Below are 16871 nucleotides of genomic sequence, written 5' to 3' on the forward strand. Positions count from 1 at the left end.
TTCAGCTCATTAGGTTGTAAAAAAAAGAACCCCGACATTTTCATGCCGGGGCTTGGGTAGTGGACTTAACACTTCACACACACTTAGTCCATACCCTTTGTGTACAGTTTTCCAACTTCTCTGTATCCGTCTACACTTCTGTACCAATCCATGTAGCTGTAGCCACTGCTTTTAGCCCAATCATTAAATCTTAAATGACCTTTTCTAATGTCAACACTTTCCTCGGGGTAAACAAAACTTTCAGGTAAGTTAATTCCCCAAGGCAAGCTTGTTTTCGACTTATAATAGTCGCCTCTTGATGGATCAGAGTTATCATCAGCTGTTCCAAAAAAGCTATTATCTACTAAATCTGTAGGGGCATAGCCTGGTAAGTGCGCCTCTCTACCTCTATTCTGAGAAATAATGATAAAAGGGTTATAAGGCACAGAACCCAAGTTCTCGATTGCTTTTGGACTGTTCAGTTTAATTGTCATACTCACTATTGATGGCTCAGCATAACTTTCTTCATTTCGTGTATTGATAAAACCGCTTGTAGCAAACAGGTCGTGCACATTGTCTGAAACAATAAATACTGCTTTACCTTGATTGGCTTCTGTTCCATTGGTATTCGTATTAATCAGTCCTGTATTCAAAACATTACCCTCTGTGCTTAAAATATCACTAGGAATAAGATCTGTAGAGAAGCCAAAACCGTTTCTGTAACCTGCACCTGCTGCTCTTACCACAAACTTGGGTGCCATTTCTACTACGTTGTTATCAGCATTCATGATGTGCTTAAACTGGTAGTCTACCACCAAATCGTTAAAGTCATAGTCGCCCATATTTGGCCAATTGTCTTCAAAAGCAAAGGTGCCGTAGGTAGTAGAAGAAGGGTAGTAGCTGTCGTAAGCTTTAGTGCCATCGTTAGGATATTCATCAAGCGCATCATTTATGCCATCGCCATCAGTATCTAAAACGCCAGGTTTATCAATAGGACTGACATTGGTAGTGCTAATGGCTTTTACTGGGTTTGAGGTTACAAATAGTATGGCATCGTTAAAATCTTGATCACATTTAAAAGGAATGTCGTCTCTTCTAACATCTTCAAAACCAAGTAGAAAGAGTTCGTTTTCTTCGTCCCAAAGCAATACATTGTGTTGCTTTAAGTTGTCGTCTGTTTCTGGGTTTAGGTTTTTGTCGGCAAACACTACGTGGTTATAATCTTCAGAGTTACTACCATTCCAGCCATCGGCCAATAATACCAATCCAATTGAAATACCTGGCTCGAAACGACCAATATTTACTTTGTCGCCAGTAATTAATCCACCACCACTGCCAGCGAATGATAGATTAGGAAAGGCTACATTAATTTGTTGTACATCGTTTAATGATTGCGGAGGTGTGTTGGTAGGATAGGTGTAGAAACCGATTGCGTTTCTCCATCCTGCTCCTTCATGTACAAAAGTCAACCAAACGTCTGCGGTTTCTACAATGTCTAAAGTTGTTTTCTTTCCATTGGCCAAATAGGTTGGGTGATAATCTGGTACGGGCAGACTTTCTGGTAATGATGCGTTGATGTATTCTAAAATAGATGCGGAAACAATGTCGCGCTCCGATTCTAAATAATTGGGCACCCCAGCAGAATTATAACCTCCCATATATACAATGGTAGGCGTGCTGTTGCTGAATGTGGTTCCTGCGCTTGCATACCCTGATTTACTTGTATTGGATACAGACAAAGTGTTATCGATAACTTGTGATGGGTCAATTGAACCATTATAGGTTAACGTAAGCGTATTTGAAACAATTGGAATAGAAATGCTATTCGGAATACCAATGTATTTGGCTTCCATAACCAACTCAGTTAAATGGTTCGCTAAAGCTATTTTCTGACTTAAAATTCCGTTAGTATTTGTTACTCCAGTAACCAATATTTGATCTGTTAATGGATCTATCAATTGAATTTTAATGCCTTTTAATGGAGTGTCTTGGGCATCTCTAAAAGTCAGGTTGATTTGTGTTGATGTTACACTTTGAAAATCGAAGTCAGCAAACTCTGATACTTCAACCGACTCTTCATTTAACTTTTCAAAATCTGGTTCTTTAACACAACCCATTATGAGAAGCAGGCTAAGTAATGCAGTTAATTTTTTCATGATTCTTTTCTTTAGGCTACTTTTTGGAATCGAGTTCTTGCTTGGCCAGCCTTTAAGGCTACGTTTACTCTTAGGCTTAATTCTATAGGGCTAAATGGCTTGCTGATTGAATCGCTAACGCCAAGTTCTAACGCGTGTATTCTTTGCTCACTCTTGTCATTATCAGTAAGAATAATCATTGGAGTTGAATTCAAATCGGCTTGCTTTTTTAATTGACTTAGCTCCTGATACTCGTTTGAATTTTTGATTTGATAATCCGCTAATATTAATGCTGCCTCGTTAACTTCTAACCACTCTAGAGCTTCTGCTGGAGATTTAACAGCTTTAACACTATGATCATTCTCTAGGTAATTTGCCAAGAATAATCTCATCATTGTGTTGCTCTCTACGATTAATATAGTTTCCATTTTGCGTATTGTTTTCGTTTTCTTGAGTCAAAAGTAGGGGGTGAAAACGCGCTTTTTCGGCAGAAAAGACGAACGGACTCTTTTCTTCGATAATGGGAGATAAACTGACGATAAAGAAATAGGTGAAATACTTAATGATGTGTTTGAAGCTCTAAAAAGTTGGTTGAAGGTAATTTTTTGGTCATTTATATACAGAATCGCTCAAACCCAGCTTAGAGTTTTACTGCTTATTTAAACTATGAACAAAAAAATAACCCCGTCATTTTTATGACGAGGTCAGAAGGTAGAATGCCACACAAACACACAGATTTACACCTACCTGATATTAATGATGAGTTGTTTTACATCGTTTAAAATATCTACTGAAATACACTTTTGCAGCCTACGCGGCTTTTAATCGCTTGAAAACAATATCGAGTGAAGTGCTTGTTAGCGGTTTCGATATAAAATCAACAACCGAAGGATAAAACTTGGCTTTGTTAAAATCGGATTTATCAGTGGATGAGGAGAGTAAATAAATGTCAAACTTTTTCTTGAGCCCAATATCAAAGTGGTCGAATTGATCTAGAAAGTCCCAACCATCATACTGAGGCATATTAATATCGAGAAGCAATATGATTTTATGAAAACTGGATTTTTTATCGTTTATAAAACCCATTGCATCCTGTACATTGCTAAAAGAGATTACTTCAGCATTCTCTACATTTTTTGTGATGATTACTTTTGAAAGGAATTGGTTGATGGGATCGTCATCCACCGTAATAAATATATTGCTGTTCTGCATCTGTTCGTGATTTTCAAATTTAAAGAAGGGAATAACCCCAGATTTGAAGTACACCGCAATTGTTTTGGTAGCTAGTGGTAAGTGTTTGTTTCACAGTGGGTAAGCCTCAAAATTGTGGCCAAATTATGTAAAAGCAGCACTTTCTATCTATCAATAATACGTTTTTAAAGCTTCTAACCCTTCTTTTTTTATGTTTTTCTCGTTCTAAATTAAATATTCACATAGCGAACGGAGTGTTTTTAACTGCTTGGCTCTACTACCTCCTAACACATTCTAGCTGGGCATTTATCATATAAGTTGACTATCTTCCTTTTTCAACTTTAAGTATATGATCAAGAAACTATTTTTTGCTGCGCTCATTTTTTGTTTTGCCGTATCCTGCGGTTCATCAGCCTCTTACGACATCATTATTGAAAATGGAACTGTCTACGATGGCACTATTAACGCAGAGCAAGTCACCGACATTGGTATTAATGGAGATCAGATCGTCAAGATTGGTGATTTAAGCAAAGCCAAAGCCACCAAACGCATTGACGCAATGGGTTTGGCCGTGTCGCCTGGTTTTATCGATATGCACGCGCATGTGGAATCCATTATGCGTTTGCCCGCAGCAGAGAGCGCCATCAAACAAGGAGTAACCACTGTTTTGGGTGGTCCCGATGGTCGTGGTCCTTCACCCATGAAGGATTACCTCGACAGTTTAGATGGATATGAGTTGGGAGTGAATGCTGCTTATTTGGTGGGGCATAACTCCATCCGTAGGGCCGTAATGCAAACTGAAAACCGTGAACCAACCGCAGAAGAATTGGAAGAAATGAAAGGTGAAGTGCAGGAGGCCATGGACAATGGCGCTTTTGGTATTTCCACCGGACTTAAGTATGTGCCTGGTTCTTTCTCTAAGGTAGATGAAGTAATTGCGCTCTCTAAAGTAGCGGGTAAAGCTGGTGGTATTTACACATCTCATTTAAGGGAAGAAGGTTTGGGTTTGCTCGATGCAGTGCAAGAAGCAATTATGATTAGTCGTGAGGCTGATATTCCCGTGATTCTTACTCACCATAAAGCCATTGGCCGACCGATGTGGGGTGCCAGTGTAAAAACCTTGGCAATGATTGATTCGGCCAGAAATATTGGTTTGGATATTATGGCAGACCAATATCCATATACTGCCAGTTCAACAGGTATTTCGGTGCTTATTCCTACTTGGGCAATGGCGGGAGGAACTTCGGCCTTGAAGAAAAGGCTAGAAGACCCTAAAACGAAAGAGAAAATCATTGAAGAAATCATGTTCAATTTAGAGTTTGATAGAGGAGGTGCTCAATTGGATGTGGTGCAGTTTGCTTCTTTTAAATACAAACCAGAATTAAACGGAAAGACTTTAAAGGATTGGGCCATTGAACGAGGGTTAGAACCGACTTTTAGAAATGGTGCCGAATTGGTGATTGAAGCACAATTGAACGGTGGAGCTTCTTGTGTTTTCCATGCCATTAATGAAGAAGATGTGAAACGTATTATGCAGCATCCAATGGTGATGGTAGCTTCAGATGGAGCATTGTTAGAACCCGGAGTTGGACATCCGCATCCAAGGGGTTACGGAACATTTCCGAGAGTTTTAGGCTACTATGTTAGGGAAGAAGGCGTTATCGATTTGCAAACCGCTTTACGTAAAATGACTTCAATGCCTGCCGATAGGCTAGGCCTAACAGACCGTGGTTATATCAAAGAAGGCATGAAAGCCGATATCACTGTTTTCAATCCGAAAACAGTAATCGACAAAGGCACTTTCGAAGATCCACATCACTATCCAGAGGGGATTGACTATGTGATTGTGAACGGAAAACTTACCATTGACCAAGGCGAACTGACCAGCGAAAGAGCAGGCCGAGTACTCAGAAAAAACCAATAACCTATGAAACGACTTCAAATTTCCCTATGGCGTAAATCAGCTTGGATGCTCTTAACGCTCTTTCTCTGGGTAAGTGTTTCCGCCCAAACACTTCAAGAACAAGCCGACCAAAAAATCAAGGCTTTTGTGGAAGCCACTCAAGTTCCCGGCTTGAGCATTTCCATTTCTCAAAAAGGGCAATTGGTCTTTTCGAAAGGCTATGGCTATTCCGACCTAGAGAATAAAACACCTGTCGACCCTTCCAAAACCAAGTTCCGGATTGGGAGTGTTTCCAAAACGCTCACGGCTGCTGGTTTGGCGCTGCTTTATCAGGAGGGAAAAATTGATTTGGATGTGCCCATTCAAAAGTACGTTCCTGTTTGGCCAGAGAAGAAATATGAAATTACTTTAAGGCAATTGGGTGGCCATATGGCTGGCATTCGACATTATAAGGGCAATGAATTTTTGAGTGCAAAAAACTACCCGACTGTTACCGATGGTTTGGCCATTTTTATGAATGATCCGCTGATTAATAAACCCGGTACCACCTATTCTTATTCAAGTTATGGTTGGAACCTGATTTCCGCAGCCATGGAAACCGCCAATGCAGGTGAATTCTCGTTTCAAACTTCTGATTTTCTACAATTTATGCAGCAAGAGGTGTTTGATAAATTGGGAATGGACAATACGGTTGCCGAATATACCGATCGTAAAATAGCCAACCTCACCAAGTTTTATCAATTCAAAGATGGAAAGGTTGTGGCCGCGCCTTATGTAGACAACAGCTACAAATGGGCTGGAGGAGGTTTTGTGGGCACAACGGAAGACCTCTGTATTTTCGGTCAGGCCCATATGACGGCTGGTTTCCTGAAACAAGAAGTGCTTGACGAGTTTATGACTTCGCAGAAGACTGACGATGGAAAGGCAACCAATTACGGAATAGGTTGGTCTACTTATGCGCGTAAAAGCGGCAATACATTTTATGGGCACAGTGGAGGTTCAGTAGGCGGAATTACCTTTTTTATGATTCACAAGGAAACCCAAACTGTATTGGCCATTACCGGCAATATGGATCCGCTCAATTATAATGGTTTACAGTTCGAGCTGATGGAAATGTTTGTGGAGGGGAGGTAGAGGTTTATCAAGTTAACTTCTGATTGTCTAGGTTCTTCTGTTATCAAACCTCTAAAAAATCAGAAAATTTAGTTGCATTATTTGAAATGACTTTATTGTTAAATGAAGATTCAATTTGATTAGGAAGGATTACTTGAATGGATGGTAGTTTTTCCGATGAAAGTAGATTATATAGTTCTGCTACTGATGAAGATTCGCCACGATAAGGCTCAATAATCAAATAGAATTCATTACTTGAGTCATCCAACCCCCTGATATTACTAAATATCTTAAGTCTTTCTATCAAACTCTCATACTCCGCTATTTGCTTCTGAAGTTCAGCACTTCTTTTCGAGTATTGATTTAAGTCTAATGCTTTGGCAGTATATATTCTTCCATTAACACCAATTGCATCAATAGGGAAGTCAAAATAGAGTGAATTAAGTGCCCCTTTTTCAATAATATATTCTACGTCAATTTTATCCTTTAGTGGAAGGTGTAATTGTTTTTTTATGACACTTTTATAGTTGGTTTCTTTAGTTAATTTATTTTCATCGAGAGGTCCAATGATTTGGTTATCAACATGTTTTATGAATAATTCTTCAAAATTAGACTCCTGACTAAATTTTATCGGTTCACTGAACTGAATAAGACCATTGTAATAATGGTGTAATTTTAATAGAAACTCTTTTTCGCCTTGAATTGCTGAATAAGGAATAGAATTTCGGGTATCCAATTCTAGTTTACTTCTAAACTGATTGAGAGTGAAGTCAATAAGCTGGGAAGCATTTTTATTTAGCCTTTTAGCAACATTTATTTTTCTTGGTGAAGTTTTAAAGTAGCAAATATTAGTATCAGATAGACCAATTAATCCAATGGCAATGCTTTCATTGGAATAAGCATCACCCACATACTTTATAATACTAGCTTGTCTTCTGCTCATAGGTAATTTAAAAATCGAGACGCAATTTGTTTATTTCTGTCTTCATCTCCAAGAATAGCCTTTAAGTGATTCTTAGCCTTTTTACTAAAACCCCATTCAGAAGGAATGGTTTCAAAAATATCGTCTAGGCATTTATTCGTTTGTGCCATACACTCTAAAATGTTATCCTCTAAAATTTTTGTATTTCCTTTTAATTCAAGTTTACCTATAGATTTAACGATGTTACTGGATAGTATATTCTTAGCCCCAGAATAATTTAACCGTGCCTTTGTTATTTCCATATAATTGGAGAAGTCTGCAAAGGCTCTCGCATGATCAATGGGGATAAATAGGAATTTACCATCACTGTTTGTCGAAATTATTGTGTTTGGATTCTCTGGCTTCCTATCTTTATTACCCACCCAAAAATCGAAACAGCCAATTTTAAGAAGATCGGTAGGAGATGCAAAAGTGTTTAATTCCTTTTTGGGAATTCTATTAGGGAAATGGGCAAAATCCACTGTGTTTTCAACCCTTTTTGACGCGAAGAATAACTCAGTTCTATAATCTATATTTTCATATATTCTATCGAGTTTACCACCAGATAATTCAAATTCATCAATTAAGCTTTTGTTTATTTTTAATTGAGCAACGTCTGGTTGTACTATTTGCCAAACCTTCAACATACCGTTGCAAATAACTTCGTTGATTATTTCGGCTTTAGGCATTTGATTAGATAGACTTCTTTTTATAAAATATTCACCATCACTGCCTTGAATTAAAAGAGGTTTACTTCCCTCAGTTCCAAGCTGGCGAAGTATTTTGATGCATTCTATTTTTGGGATTTTGCTCAAATTAGGCTTAAGATAGATAAATATACTATGTCTTAATTAAGTATGTATCTGTTTTCTTTATAAAACTTATTTTACAACATCAGTTTTTGAAATATTTTTTTCTTTATTTATTTTAAAATGTTCTTATATAGATGAAGGAGGTTTATGTTTAATTTATGAATTGGATAAGATCCGTTTGTAAACAATACCATCGAATCCGCAATTCTTATCTAAAACATTAAAACCGATAGGTCGATTGGTGTGTAACAATCGTTACCAACTGCCATTCAGCGTCCATCTACCTTTGATCTAAATAAGGACAAAGCGTAATGAACAAAAAGGTTTTAATACTTCTCATAGCGGGTCAACTGATGGCATTTATGGCCAAAAGTCAAGACACGCTACTTATATCAAAAGATGATCTGGTACAACGTGTACTTCAGAATAATCTTCAATCAAAAATTGCCGAGCAACAAACGGCCATGGCGCAGGGAGATCTGAATCAGTCGAAAGCACTGTTTCTGCCATCAATTTCTGCTACACAAACCTCCATGATGACCAACAATCCGCTGATGGCTTTCGGTTCTAAACTGAATCAAGAAAGACTCACTGCTGCGGATTTCGATCCAAATCGTTTGAATGATCCAGATCGGATTGAAAACTATTCGGTAGAAGTGCAGGTATTGCAGCCGCTACTCAACTTGGATGGTGTTTATCAACGCCAAGCCGCACAAATTCAGGTAGAAGCTTATGAATTACAAGCCGCGCGCATTCAAGAACACATGGAAATGGAGGCCATCAATGCTTATATGCAATTGCAGTTGGCTTATGAGGCAGTGTCGGTTTTAGAACGCGCCAAATATACTGCCGACCAAGGGCTTAAGCTGATGAACGACTACTTCGACCAAGGTTTGGCCAAGAGAGCTGATGTTTTAGATGTGGCCGTCAGACAAATTGAGGTAGAAAACCAGTTAAGATACGCCAAAAGCAATATTAGAAATGCTTCCGATGGACTGGCAACTCTGCTAGGAACTGACATTGACGGAACGGTATACAAGCCGCAATCTACTATTTCTAGCCGTCTACAAACCGAAGACTTTTCCAACCTTTTATCGCAAGACAGAAAGGATTTAGTAGCCATGAATAAGGCGCTTTTAGGGCATGAGAAAATGCTCAAATCCAATAAAATGAGCGCTTTACCTAGAATCAATGCTTTTGGCAATTACCAGGTGTACGATAATAACGCTTTTGGTTTTGGTGCCGATGGTTATTTGGTAGGGCTACAGATTTCATGGAACATTTTCGATGGAAACAAGAATGTGGGCAAAGTTCAGAAAGCGCAAGCCATGGTAGAAAAGGCCACAATCGAAAAAGAAAATTACACACAGCAAGCCCAGTTCGAACTGAACAAAACCAATCGTCAATTGGCGGATGCTGAAAACAAAGTGGAGCTATCACAAAAAGCTTTTGAGCAGAAAGCCGAAGCCTATCGAATCAGAAAAGACCGATTTATGGAAGGCTTGGAAAAAACAGCCGATTTGTTGATGGCCGAAACTCAAATGTTTCAGAAAGAACTGGAACACCTACAAGCCCTATTTGAATACAACTTAACAAAAGAATACTTAAGGTTTTTAACTAGATAAACGATGAAAACATACCAATATATACTTCTATCATTTGCAGCAATCCTAACGGTAGGTTGTGGCACAACGGAACAAAAAGAAATCACTGAACTTCCTTCAGTGCCTGTAAAAGTTGCCCAAGTAAATGCTTCTGAATCGGCAGGCTATATAGCTGCCAGCGGAAAAATTGAAGCAGGTCAAAATGCAAATTTAAGTACCCGAATGATGGGCAATGTGACTAAGGTTCATGTAAAAGTGGGTGATAAAGTAAGCAAAGGACAAACACTCATTAACATTAGCAATGCCGATTTAATTGCCCAAAAAGCCCAGGTAGAAGCCTCAATCATTCAGGCTAAAAGCGACTTAAAGAATGCAGAAACAGACTTTCAACGGTTTAAATCATTGTTTGAAAAAGGAAGTGCTTCACAGAAGGAATTGGACGACATGACCACTCGATTTGAAGTGGCCAAAGCCAATGTGGAAGCCGCTGAACAAATGAAAAAAGGAGTGGAGGCACAATTTGCTTACTCCAATATCAAAGCACCCTTCTCTGGTGTGGTGGTCAACTCATTTATCAAAGAAGGCATGATGGCCAATCCAGGGATGCCACTTATTGCTTTGGAAGATGCTAAGAACTATCAGGTGGTGGCTTCTATTTCAGAATCTGACATTTCAAACATTACGGAAGACACAAAAGCGATGGTCTATGTAAAGTCTATTGAGAAAGAATTTGAAGGAAATATCATAGAGTTGAGCCCTTCGGCACAAAATACGGGTGGTCAATACTTGGTGAAAATTGCTATCAAAGCAACTGACCCAGCATTGCGTTCGGGCATGTTCGTGAACGTGAAGTTCGCTACGAATTCAACGGAAACTGAGACTTCTCAAATTATGATACCCACTAGCGCATTGATTCAGAAAGGGCAATTGACTGGAGTTTATGTAGTGACGGATGACAAAATCGCTATTCTAAGGTGGTTAAGATTGGGAAGAACCTATAACGAAAAAGTAGAGGTGATTTCTGGACTTGGAGAAAACGAGCACTTTATTCTAAGCCATGAAGGCAAGCTGTACAACGGAGCAAAAGTTACATTTTAAGACTTGTAAGTCCGATTGAAAACAATTTAACGAGACAGAAATGCAAGAAGGAATTTCAGGAAAAATAGCCAATCTATTCATCAACTCTAAGCTGACTGTACTGCTTATGGTGGCACTGATGATCGTTGGTGTATACAGTTCGTTTCTTATTCCGCGAGAAGAGGAACCGCAAATAATCGTACCCATGGCCGATATTATGATTGGCTACCCAGGGGCAAATCCAACGGAAATTGAAAACCGTGTGGTAAGGCCTTTGGAGAAAATCATTTCCAATATTAAAGGCGTAGAGCATGTTCACAGTATGTCAATGAATGGCCAAGCCGTGCTCATCATTCAATTCTTTGTGGGCGAAGATGTAGAGCGTTCCTATGTGAAACTCTATGATGAGCTCGAAAAAAACAAAGGCATATTCCCCGAAGGCGTTTATCAGCCATTGGTGAAAACAAGGTCCATTGACGATGTGCCAATGTTGGGAATCACACTCTGGAGTGAAAACTATAGTGATTTTCAACTTAGACAAATGGCTGAGGAGTTAACCACTGAGATTGAAAAAGTAAGTGATGTAGCCATTACCAAAGTAATTGGTGGAAGAACCAGACAGCTTAAAGTTGTGCTGGACAAAGATAAGATGGCTGAAAATGGCGTAGATCCGATGGGGATTATGCAGATTATTCAGGCCAGCAACAGCAGTTCCCAGTCGGGCAAGTTTGTTCAAAACGATCAAGAATTTCTGATTACAACGGGTAAGTTCCTTTCTTCAGTTGAAGAGGTGGAGCGGTTGGTAGTAGGGGTGAATAAAAACTTACCCGTTTATTTAAGTCAGGTGGCTAAAATTGTAGATGGGCCATCATCATCTAGTAATTATGTGTCGTTTGGTTATGGCAAGGCAAACGAAGAATATGCTTCATTTCCTTCAGAATACCCTGCGGTAACCATTTCTGTAGCCAAAGTAAAAGGTGCCGATGCCATGAAAGTGGCAGATAAAATCCTTACACAAGTAGAGGGTTTGAAAAGGAACTTGATTCCGAACGATGTTGAGGTAGCGATTACTAGAAATTACGGTGAAACGGCTTCGCACAAAGTAGGCGAACTACTATTGCACTTGGGAGTGGCCATTATTGCTGTAACTGTATTGGTAATGCTTTCCATGGGCTGGAGAGGCGGATTGGTCGTGTTTCTGTCTGTTCCACTCACTTTTGCCCTTACGCTTTTCAGTTACTACATGCTGGGTTATACACTTAACCGAATCACGCTTTTTGCTTTGGTTTTTGTGGTGGGTATTGTGGTAGATGATAGTATTATCATTGCTGAAAACATGCACAGGCATTTTAAGTCGAAGAAACTGCCTTTCAAGCAAGCGGCTATTTATGCCATCAATGAAGTAGGTAACCCAACTATTTTGGCCACATTCACTGTAATTGCTGCCATTTTACCAATGGCTTTTGTGTCGGGCATGATGGGTCCGTATATGAGTCCAATGCCAATTGGAGCATCTATTGCCATGATTCTTTCATTGTTTATTGCCTTAACCATCACTCCATATTTAGGCTACCATTTTCTTCGTGAAAAAGAAAGTGGAGAAGAGAAGGAGGAAAAAGCATACGAAACTACCTTTATTTATAAGGCCTATAAAGCCATAGAATTTCCATTCTTAGAGAGTAAAACAAAAAGATGGGTGCTATTGGGTGCTACGGTGGTATTGCTCTTGGGTTCAATGTTCATGTTTTACAACCAGTCGGTGGTGGTTAAAATGCTGCCTTTCGATAATAAGAATGAGTTTCAAGTGGTAATTGATATGCCTGAAGGAACCACCTTAGAGCGTACTGCGGCTGTGACTCAAGAAATCGCTCAGTATTTATCCAATGTGCCCGAAGTAGTGAGTTATCAGAATTATGTAGGCAGTTCGGCACCCATCACTTTTAATGGTTTGGTAAGGCATTACGATTTACGCGGAGGAAGCAACCAGGCCGATATACAAGTAAATCTGTTGCATAAAGCTGATCGTGACTTGTCAAGCCATGACATTACCAAAATGCTACGTGCCGATATTCAGGCGATAGGTGCTAAGCATAATGCAAATGTAAAACTCGTAGAAGTGCCACCTGGCCCGCCCGTACTTTCAACCTTAGTGACGGAGATTTATGGTCCTGATTATAATGAACAAATCAAGCTGGCTGCCCAAGTAAAAGAGCTTTTGCTGAATACACAAGATGTGGTTGATGTTGACTGGAATGTAGAGGATGGACAGACAGAATACAGGTTCGAGGTAGATAGCGAAAAAGCCATGATGCACGGAATTGTTCCTCAGCAAGTGGTGGGAAGTATTACTTACCTTATGCAAGAATATCCTGTGTCGAGTTTCTACGACCAAGACGCCAATAACCCTGTGGGTATTGTATTGGCTTTAGACGATAAAGACAAGTCCAGTCTGCAAGATATTGAGGGGCTTAAAATCAAAGGACAGCAAGGTAATTTAGTTACTGTGAGCGATTTGGTCAAAGTAACAAAAGACACGCTCCAACCTACAATTTATCACAAAGACCAGAAGCGCGTGGTGTATGTTTTGGCCGATATGGCTGGAGATTTAGAAAGTCCTGCTTATGCCATTTTGGGCATGACCGAGCAAATTCAAAACCTTACTGTGCCGAAAGGCTACTCGGTTAACGAAATGTACATGGGTCAACCCGAAGATGAGTCGGATTATACCGTGAAATGGGACGGAGAATGGCAAATTACCATGGAGGTTTTTAGAGACTTAGGAACTGCTTTTTTGGTGGTGATCGTGATCATTTACATGCTGATTGTCGGCTGGTTTCAGAACTTCAAAACGCCAATTGTAATGATGATTGCTATACCGCTTTCGTTGGTGGGTATAGTGTTAGGCCACTGGATGTTAGGAGCATTTTTCACAGCCACATCCTTTATCGGAATGATTGCTTTGGCTGGAATTATGGTAAGAAATTCGGTGCTGCTGATCGATTTTATAGAGATCAGACTAAACGAAGGAGCTTCTATAAAACAAGCCATCGTGGATGCCGGTGCGGTACGTACTAAGCCCATTCTACTCACCACTGGTGCGGTAGTGATTGGTGCATCCATCATCCTTTTCGATCCTATATTTCAGGGCTTGGCCATTTCATTGGTAGCAGGGGCAATCGTTTCCACTTTGCTCACCCTCATTGTTGTTCCGCTTATTTACTATATGACCGAACGCAAAAAGTGGGAGAATAAATCATCAAACCATTAATCAGACGATCATGGAATTATTAATAATCACAGCGGCAAGGGCTTTTGAAAAGGACATCAAAGGCCTGCTAAAAAAAGCAGGAGTCAAAACCTTCTCCTATATGGATGTAACGGGTTATAAAGATCCAGAAGGTGAACCCATCTCTGCCAATTGGTTTGCCTCGAGCATTGGCGAACGTCAGTCTGTTTTATTCTATGCCTTTGTACCTACGCTTATTGTAGACGAGGTAATGTTGCAGATCAGAAACCTAAATGAAAGCCAAGAATCAGAGTCGAAAATTCACGTGGCAGTAATGAGCATTAAAAGAATGAATAACATTTAAAAAGAATATAATGGTAACAAGAGTAAAACATGCAATAGCCGGTACTTTCATTTTAGCCAGCATACTATTATCAATTTATGTAAATCAAAATTGGTTGTGGTTTACCGCTTTTGTGGGCGCTAATTTGCTTCAATCATCATTTACGAATTGGTGTTTGATGGATATTATTTTAAAGAAATTTGGCTTGAGAGATTCGGCAAAAACTTGTTGTTAAAAGCATAGATTTTTGCCGAAAACGAGTGGATTCATTTGTCTTATTTCTCAAGATTTTGGGGTTTTCAGCTTATCTTTAAATCAGCGATTAGCCGATTATGAAATTGACGATATGAATGAGCTTTTAGATAAAATGTTGGCCAACTCTGGTCTTGAAGAGAGGCTTGCAGACGAAATTAGAACTGCGGGAAGGCTCAAAAAGGTAAAAGCTGGAGAGCTGATTTTTGGATCAGACCAAGGAGGAGGCGAAATGCCCATCGTTTTGCAGGGATTGCTTAAGGTAATGCGTCAAGACGAACAACGAAATGAGGTGTTTCTTTACTATTTAGAAGGCGGTGAGACTTGCGCAATGTCAATTGCCTGTTGCTTGGAAGGGAGAAATACGGGCTTTCATGTAATGGCCGAAGAAGACTCTATCGTTTGGATGATTCCGAATAGCTATTTAGACGCTTGGATGGTGAAATATTTGAGTTTTAGAAAGTTCGTTTTTAGTTCTTATCAAACTCGTTTCGATGAATTACTTACCACTATCGATAGTGTAGTTTTTCATAACATGGATGAAAGGCTTTTAAAATATTTATTAGATACACAGCAGGCTACGGGCACTTTCAAAATTCAGAAAACGCACCAGCAAATTGCCAATGAGTTAAACACCTCTAGGGTAGTGGTGTCTAGATTGTTGAAAGGTTTGGAGGCCGATGGTAAAATTGAGTTGCATAGAAACTGCATAGAAATATTGTAAACCAAGATTTACTGATGAAAAAGGGTAAGCAGAGCGAAACAGATGAAAAAGGAAATGGAAATTTAAAATTGGCCATTGTTTTAGTGCTTACCCTTGGTTTGGCACCTTTTACGCCCGAGCCTCACATTTGGGGCAAAATAAAATGGGTAATGGGAGGCGCCAACGGAATGCAAATCATGGACTACTTTGATTTTGTTTTGCATGGTACCCCTTGGGTGTATTTGATCCTTGAATTAATCAGGTATTTCAAAAAAAGACCGAGGTAAATTTCACAACTGATTTCTTGTTCTGTAACAAATGTAACTAAGTCCAATACATAGAGATTGTACATTTGTTTCATTGAAAATAAGCGTGAGATAAAATAAGAAGCAATGAATATAGAAGAACTAATCAATCAGGGTAAAGCCAGTATAGTGGATGTACGTTCGCCAGAAGAATTTAGGGGAGGGCATGTAGCCAATTCGGTAAACATTCCGTTGCCTGAGGTTCCTCAGCGGATTGAAGAACTTAAAGCCATGAAGGCACCATTGGTATTGTGTTGTGCATCAGGAAATCGCAGCGGCCAAGCAGAACAATTTCTTTCGAGCTACGGCATCGAGTGCTACAATGGAGGCAGCTGGTTAGATGTAAATTATGTTCAGTCAAAAAACGTTTAAGAGCAATGTTAGAAGGATTAAAAAGATTGTTCGGTTTAGGGCCAAAAGTAGATTTTAAGGAACTAGTTCAGCAGGGAGCTGTTGTTCTAGATGTACGCTCGAAGGGCGAATTTGCAGGCGGACATATCAAAGGCTCAATGAATATTTCAGTAGATACTTTGGGTTCGAATTTAAGTAGGTTGAAGAATAAAGATAAGCCTATAATTACCTGCTGTGCTTCGGGTATGAGAAGCGCTTCGGCCAAGAATATTTTAAAAGCCAACGGATATACACAAGTGTATAATGGTGGTGGTTGGTCGAGTCTTCAGCATAAAATTAGATAGACATTAAACCTAGAAATTATGGACAACACAAACGCAATTGGGTTAGAAAACAACAAAGCCGAAAAATTAGCTGAAAAGTTAAATGAGCTTTTGGCCAATTATTCAATTTTTTATCAAAACACACGCGGTGCACACTGGAATATCAAGGGTGAGAAGTTTTTCGAACTTCATTTGAAATTCGAAGAGTTGTACAATGACTTAGTACTTAAAATTGATGAGTTAGCAGAACGAATTTTGACATTAGGACATACTCCAGAGCACAATTACTCAAAGTATGCTGCCAGTTCTTCCATTAAAGAAAGTAGCGAAGTAACCAACGGAGTAAGGGCTGTAGAAAACATCTTGAACTCCTTTAAAATGGTGATAACGCTACAACGAGAAATTCTGGATTTAGCAGCTGATGCCAATGACGAAGGAACAAACGCTTTAATGAGCGATTACATCAGAGAACAAGAAAAGCTAGTTTGGATGTACTCTTCGTTTTTGAAGTAGAAGATAGGGTGAAACGGATAAGTAGAAGGCTCCTTAGCATTGTCGTTAAGGAGCCTTTTTTGATTTAACTCAATTGTGAA

Annotated in this window: 17 protein-coding genes; 12 read left to right on the forward strand and 5 right to left on the reverse strand. The window is 39.4% G+C overall.

All coding sequences use genetic code 11. The features are described from left to right. Positions 1-83: 83 nt before the first annotated feature. The 3 genes from OB69_RS01675 to OB69_RS01685 form a co-directional block, all read right to left on the reverse strand. Positions 84-2135 carry an LruC domain-containing protein gene (locus OB69_RS01675; RefSeq protein WP_071426677.1) on the reverse strand — a complete coding sequence of 684 codons (2052 nt, stop codon included), beginning with the start codon at positions 2133-2135 and terminating at the stop codon, positions 84-86. 11 nt (positions 2136-2146) lie between these two features. Continuing rightward, on the reverse strand, positions 2147-2542 hold the full coding sequence (locus OB69_RS01680; protein WP_053221964.1) for a response regulator: 396 nt from the start codon (positions 2540-2542) through the stop codon (positions 2147-2149). A gap of 382 nt (positions 2543-2924) precedes the next feature. Then, on the reverse strand, positions 2925-3326 hold the full coding sequence (locus tag OB69_RS01685; protein WP_053221965.1) for a response regulator: 402 nt from the start codon (positions 3324-3326) through the stop codon (positions 2925-2927). Positions 3327-3654: 328 nt separating this feature from the next. On the opposite strand from OB69_RS01685, the gene OB69_RS01690 reads away from it, so the two are divergent. Continuing rightward, complete coding sequence (locus OB69_RS01690; protein WP_053221966.1) at positions 3655-5229, forward strand: N-acyl-D-amino-acid deacylase family protein; 1575 nt, start codon at positions 3655-3657, stop codon at positions 5227-5229. A gap of 3 nt (positions 5230-5232) precedes the next feature. Beyond that, entirely contained in the window at positions 5233-6342 is a 1110-nt protein-coding gene (locus OB69_RS01695; protein WP_082338033.1) for a serine hydrolase domain-containing protein, read from the forward strand. Positions 6343-6385: 43 nt separating this feature from the next. Here the strand turns inward: OB69_RS01695 and OB69_RS01700 are convergent, their stop codons facing one another. Continuing rightward, a complete protein-coding gene (locus OB69_RS01700) occupies positions 6386-7264 on the reverse strand; it encodes a hypothetical protein (protein WP_053221968.1) in 879 nt (292 codons plus the stop codon). After that, on the reverse strand, positions 7261-8097 hold the full coding sequence (locus OB69_RS01705) for a HipA family kinase (RefSeq protein ID WP_053221969.1): 837 nt from the start codon (positions 8095-8097) through the stop codon (positions 7261-7263). Before OB69_RS01705 ends, OB69_RS01700 begins: the two co-directional genes overlap by 4 nt. A 308-nt stretch (positions 8098-8405) precedes the next feature. Between OB69_RS01705 and OB69_RS01710 the strand changes: the two genes are divergently transcribed. From OB69_RS01710 to OB69_RS01755, 10 genes are all read left to right on the forward strand, one after another. Beyond that, the gene (locus tag OB69_RS01710) at positions 8406-9719 is read left to right on the forward strand and encodes a TolC family protein (RefSeq protein ID WP_053221970.1); all 1314 of its coding nucleotides are present in this window, start codon (positions 8406-8408) and stop codon (positions 9717-9719) included. A gap of 3 nt (positions 9720-9722) precedes the next feature. Continuing rightward, positions 9723-10796: an efflux RND transporter periplasmic adaptor subunit gene (locus OB69_RS01715; RefSeq protein WP_053221971.1), complete on the forward strand. Its 1074-nt coding sequence runs from the start codon at positions 9723-9725 to the stop codon at positions 10794-10796. 40 nt (positions 10797-10836) lie between these two features. After that, entirely contained in the window at positions 10837-14043 is a 3207-nt protein-coding gene (locus OB69_RS01720; RefSeq protein ID WP_053221972.1) for an efflux RND transporter permease subunit, read from the forward strand. 10 nt (positions 14044-14053) lie between these two features. Further along, the gene (locus OB69_RS01725; RefSeq protein ID WP_053221973.1) at positions 14054-14365 is read left to right on the forward strand and encodes a hypothetical protein; all 312 of its coding nucleotides are present in this window, start codon (positions 14054-14056) and stop codon (positions 14363-14365) included. Positions 14366-14375: 10 nt separating this feature from the next. Continuing rightward, a complete protein-coding gene (locus OB69_RS01730; protein WP_053221974.1) occupies positions 14376-14579 on the forward strand; it encodes a YgaP family membrane protein in 204 nt (67 codons plus the stop codon). Positions 14580-14591: 12 nt separating this feature from the next. Further along, positions 14592-15320, forward strand: coding sequence for a Crp/Fnr family transcriptional regulator (locus OB69_RS01735; protein WP_245620762.1), 729 nt, complete (start codon positions 14592-14594; stop codon positions 15318-15320). Between the two features lie 14 nt (positions 15321-15334). Then, positions 15335-15586: a hypothetical protein gene (locus OB69_RS01740; protein ID WP_053221975.1), complete on the forward strand. Its 252-nt coding sequence runs from the start codon at positions 15335-15337 to the stop codon at positions 15584-15586. Between the two features lie 105 nt (positions 15587-15691). Then, positions 15692-15976: a rhodanese-like domain-containing protein gene (locus OB69_RS01745; protein ID WP_053221976.1), complete on the forward strand. Its 285-nt coding sequence runs from the start codon at positions 15692-15694 to the stop codon at positions 15974-15976. 5 nt (positions 15977-15981) lie between these two features. After that, a complete protein-coding gene (locus OB69_RS01750) occupies positions 15982-16299 on the forward strand; it encodes a rhodanese-like domain-containing protein (RefSeq protein WP_053221977.1) in 318 nt (105 codons plus the stop codon). Positions 16300-16317: 18 nt separating this feature from the next. Next, positions 16318-16791, forward strand: a complete 474-nt coding sequence (locus tag OB69_RS01755; RefSeq protein WP_053221978.1) for a Dps family protein — start codon at positions 16318-16320, stop codon at positions 16789-16791. Positions 16792-16871: the final 80 nt, after the last annotated feature.

The organism is Roseivirga seohaensis subsp. aquiponti (assembly GCF_001267955.1).
Taxonomy (GTDB): domain Bacteria; phylum Bacteroidota; class Bacteroidia; order Cytophagales; family Cyclobacteriaceae; genus Roseivirga; species Roseivirga seohaensis.

What these genes read in the sequence shown, in the direction of transcription:
- OB69_RS01675 (WP_071426677.1), bottom strand. Translation starts at nt 2,135, where the DNA reads ATGAAAAAATTAACTGCATTACTTAGCCTGCTTCTCATAATGGGTTGT.
- OB69_RS01680 (WP_053221964.1), bottom strand. Translation starts at nt 2,542, where the DNA reads ATGGAAACTATATTAATCGTAGAGAGCAACACAATGATGAGATTATTC.
- OB69_RS01685 (WP_053221965.1), bottom strand. Translation starts at nt 3,326, where the DNA reads ATGCAGAACAGCAATATATTTATTACGGTGGATGACGATCCCATCAAC.
- OB69_RS01690 (WP_053221966.1), top strand. Translation starts at nt 3,655, where the DNA reads ATGATCAAGAAACTATTTTTTGCTGCGCTCATTTTTTGTTTTGCCGTA.
- OB69_RS01695 (WP_082338033.1), top strand. Translation starts at nt 5,233, where the DNA reads ATGAAACGACTTCAAATTTCCCTATGGCGTAAATCAGCTTGGATGCTC.
- OB69_RS01700 (WP_053221968.1), bottom strand. Translation starts at nt 7,264, where the DNA reads ATGAGCAGAAGACAAGCTAGTATTATAAAGTATGTGGGTGATGCTTAT.
- OB69_RS01710 (WP_053221970.1), top strand. Translation starts at nt 8,406, where the DNA reads ATGAACAAAAAGGTTTTAATACTTCTCATAGCGGGTCAACTGATGGCA.
- OB69_RS01715 (WP_053221971.1), top strand. Translation starts at nt 9,723, where the DNA reads ATGAAAACATACCAATATATACTTCTATCATTTGCAGCAATCCTAACG.
- OB69_RS01720 (WP_053221972.1), top strand. Translation starts at nt 10,837, where the DNA reads ATGCAAGAAGGAATTTCAGGAAAAATAGCCAATCTATTCATCAACTCT.
- OB69_RS01725 (WP_053221973.1), top strand. Translation starts at nt 14,054, where the DNA reads ATGGAATTATTAATAATCACAGCGGCAAGGGCTTTTGAAAAGGACATC.
- OB69_RS01730 (WP_053221974.1), top strand. Translation starts at nt 14,376, where the DNA reads ATGGTAACAAGAGTAAAACATGCAATAGCCGGTACTTTCATTTTAGCC.
- OB69_RS01740 (WP_053221975.1), top strand. Translation starts at nt 15,335, where the DNA reads ATGAAAAAGGGTAAGCAGAGCGAAACAGATGAAAAAGGAAATGGAAAT.
- OB69_RS01745 (WP_053221976.1), top strand. Translation starts at nt 15,692, where the DNA reads ATGAATATAGAAGAACTAATCAATCAGGGTAAAGCCAGTATAGTGGAT.
- OB69_RS01750 (WP_053221977.1), top strand. Translation starts at nt 15,982, where the DNA reads ATGTTAGAAGGATTAAAAAGATTGTTCGGTTTAGGGCCAAAAGTAGAT.
- OB69_RS01755 (WP_053221978.1), top strand. Translation starts at nt 16,318, where the DNA reads ATGGACAACACAAACGCAATTGGGTTAGAAAACAACAAAGCCGAAAAA.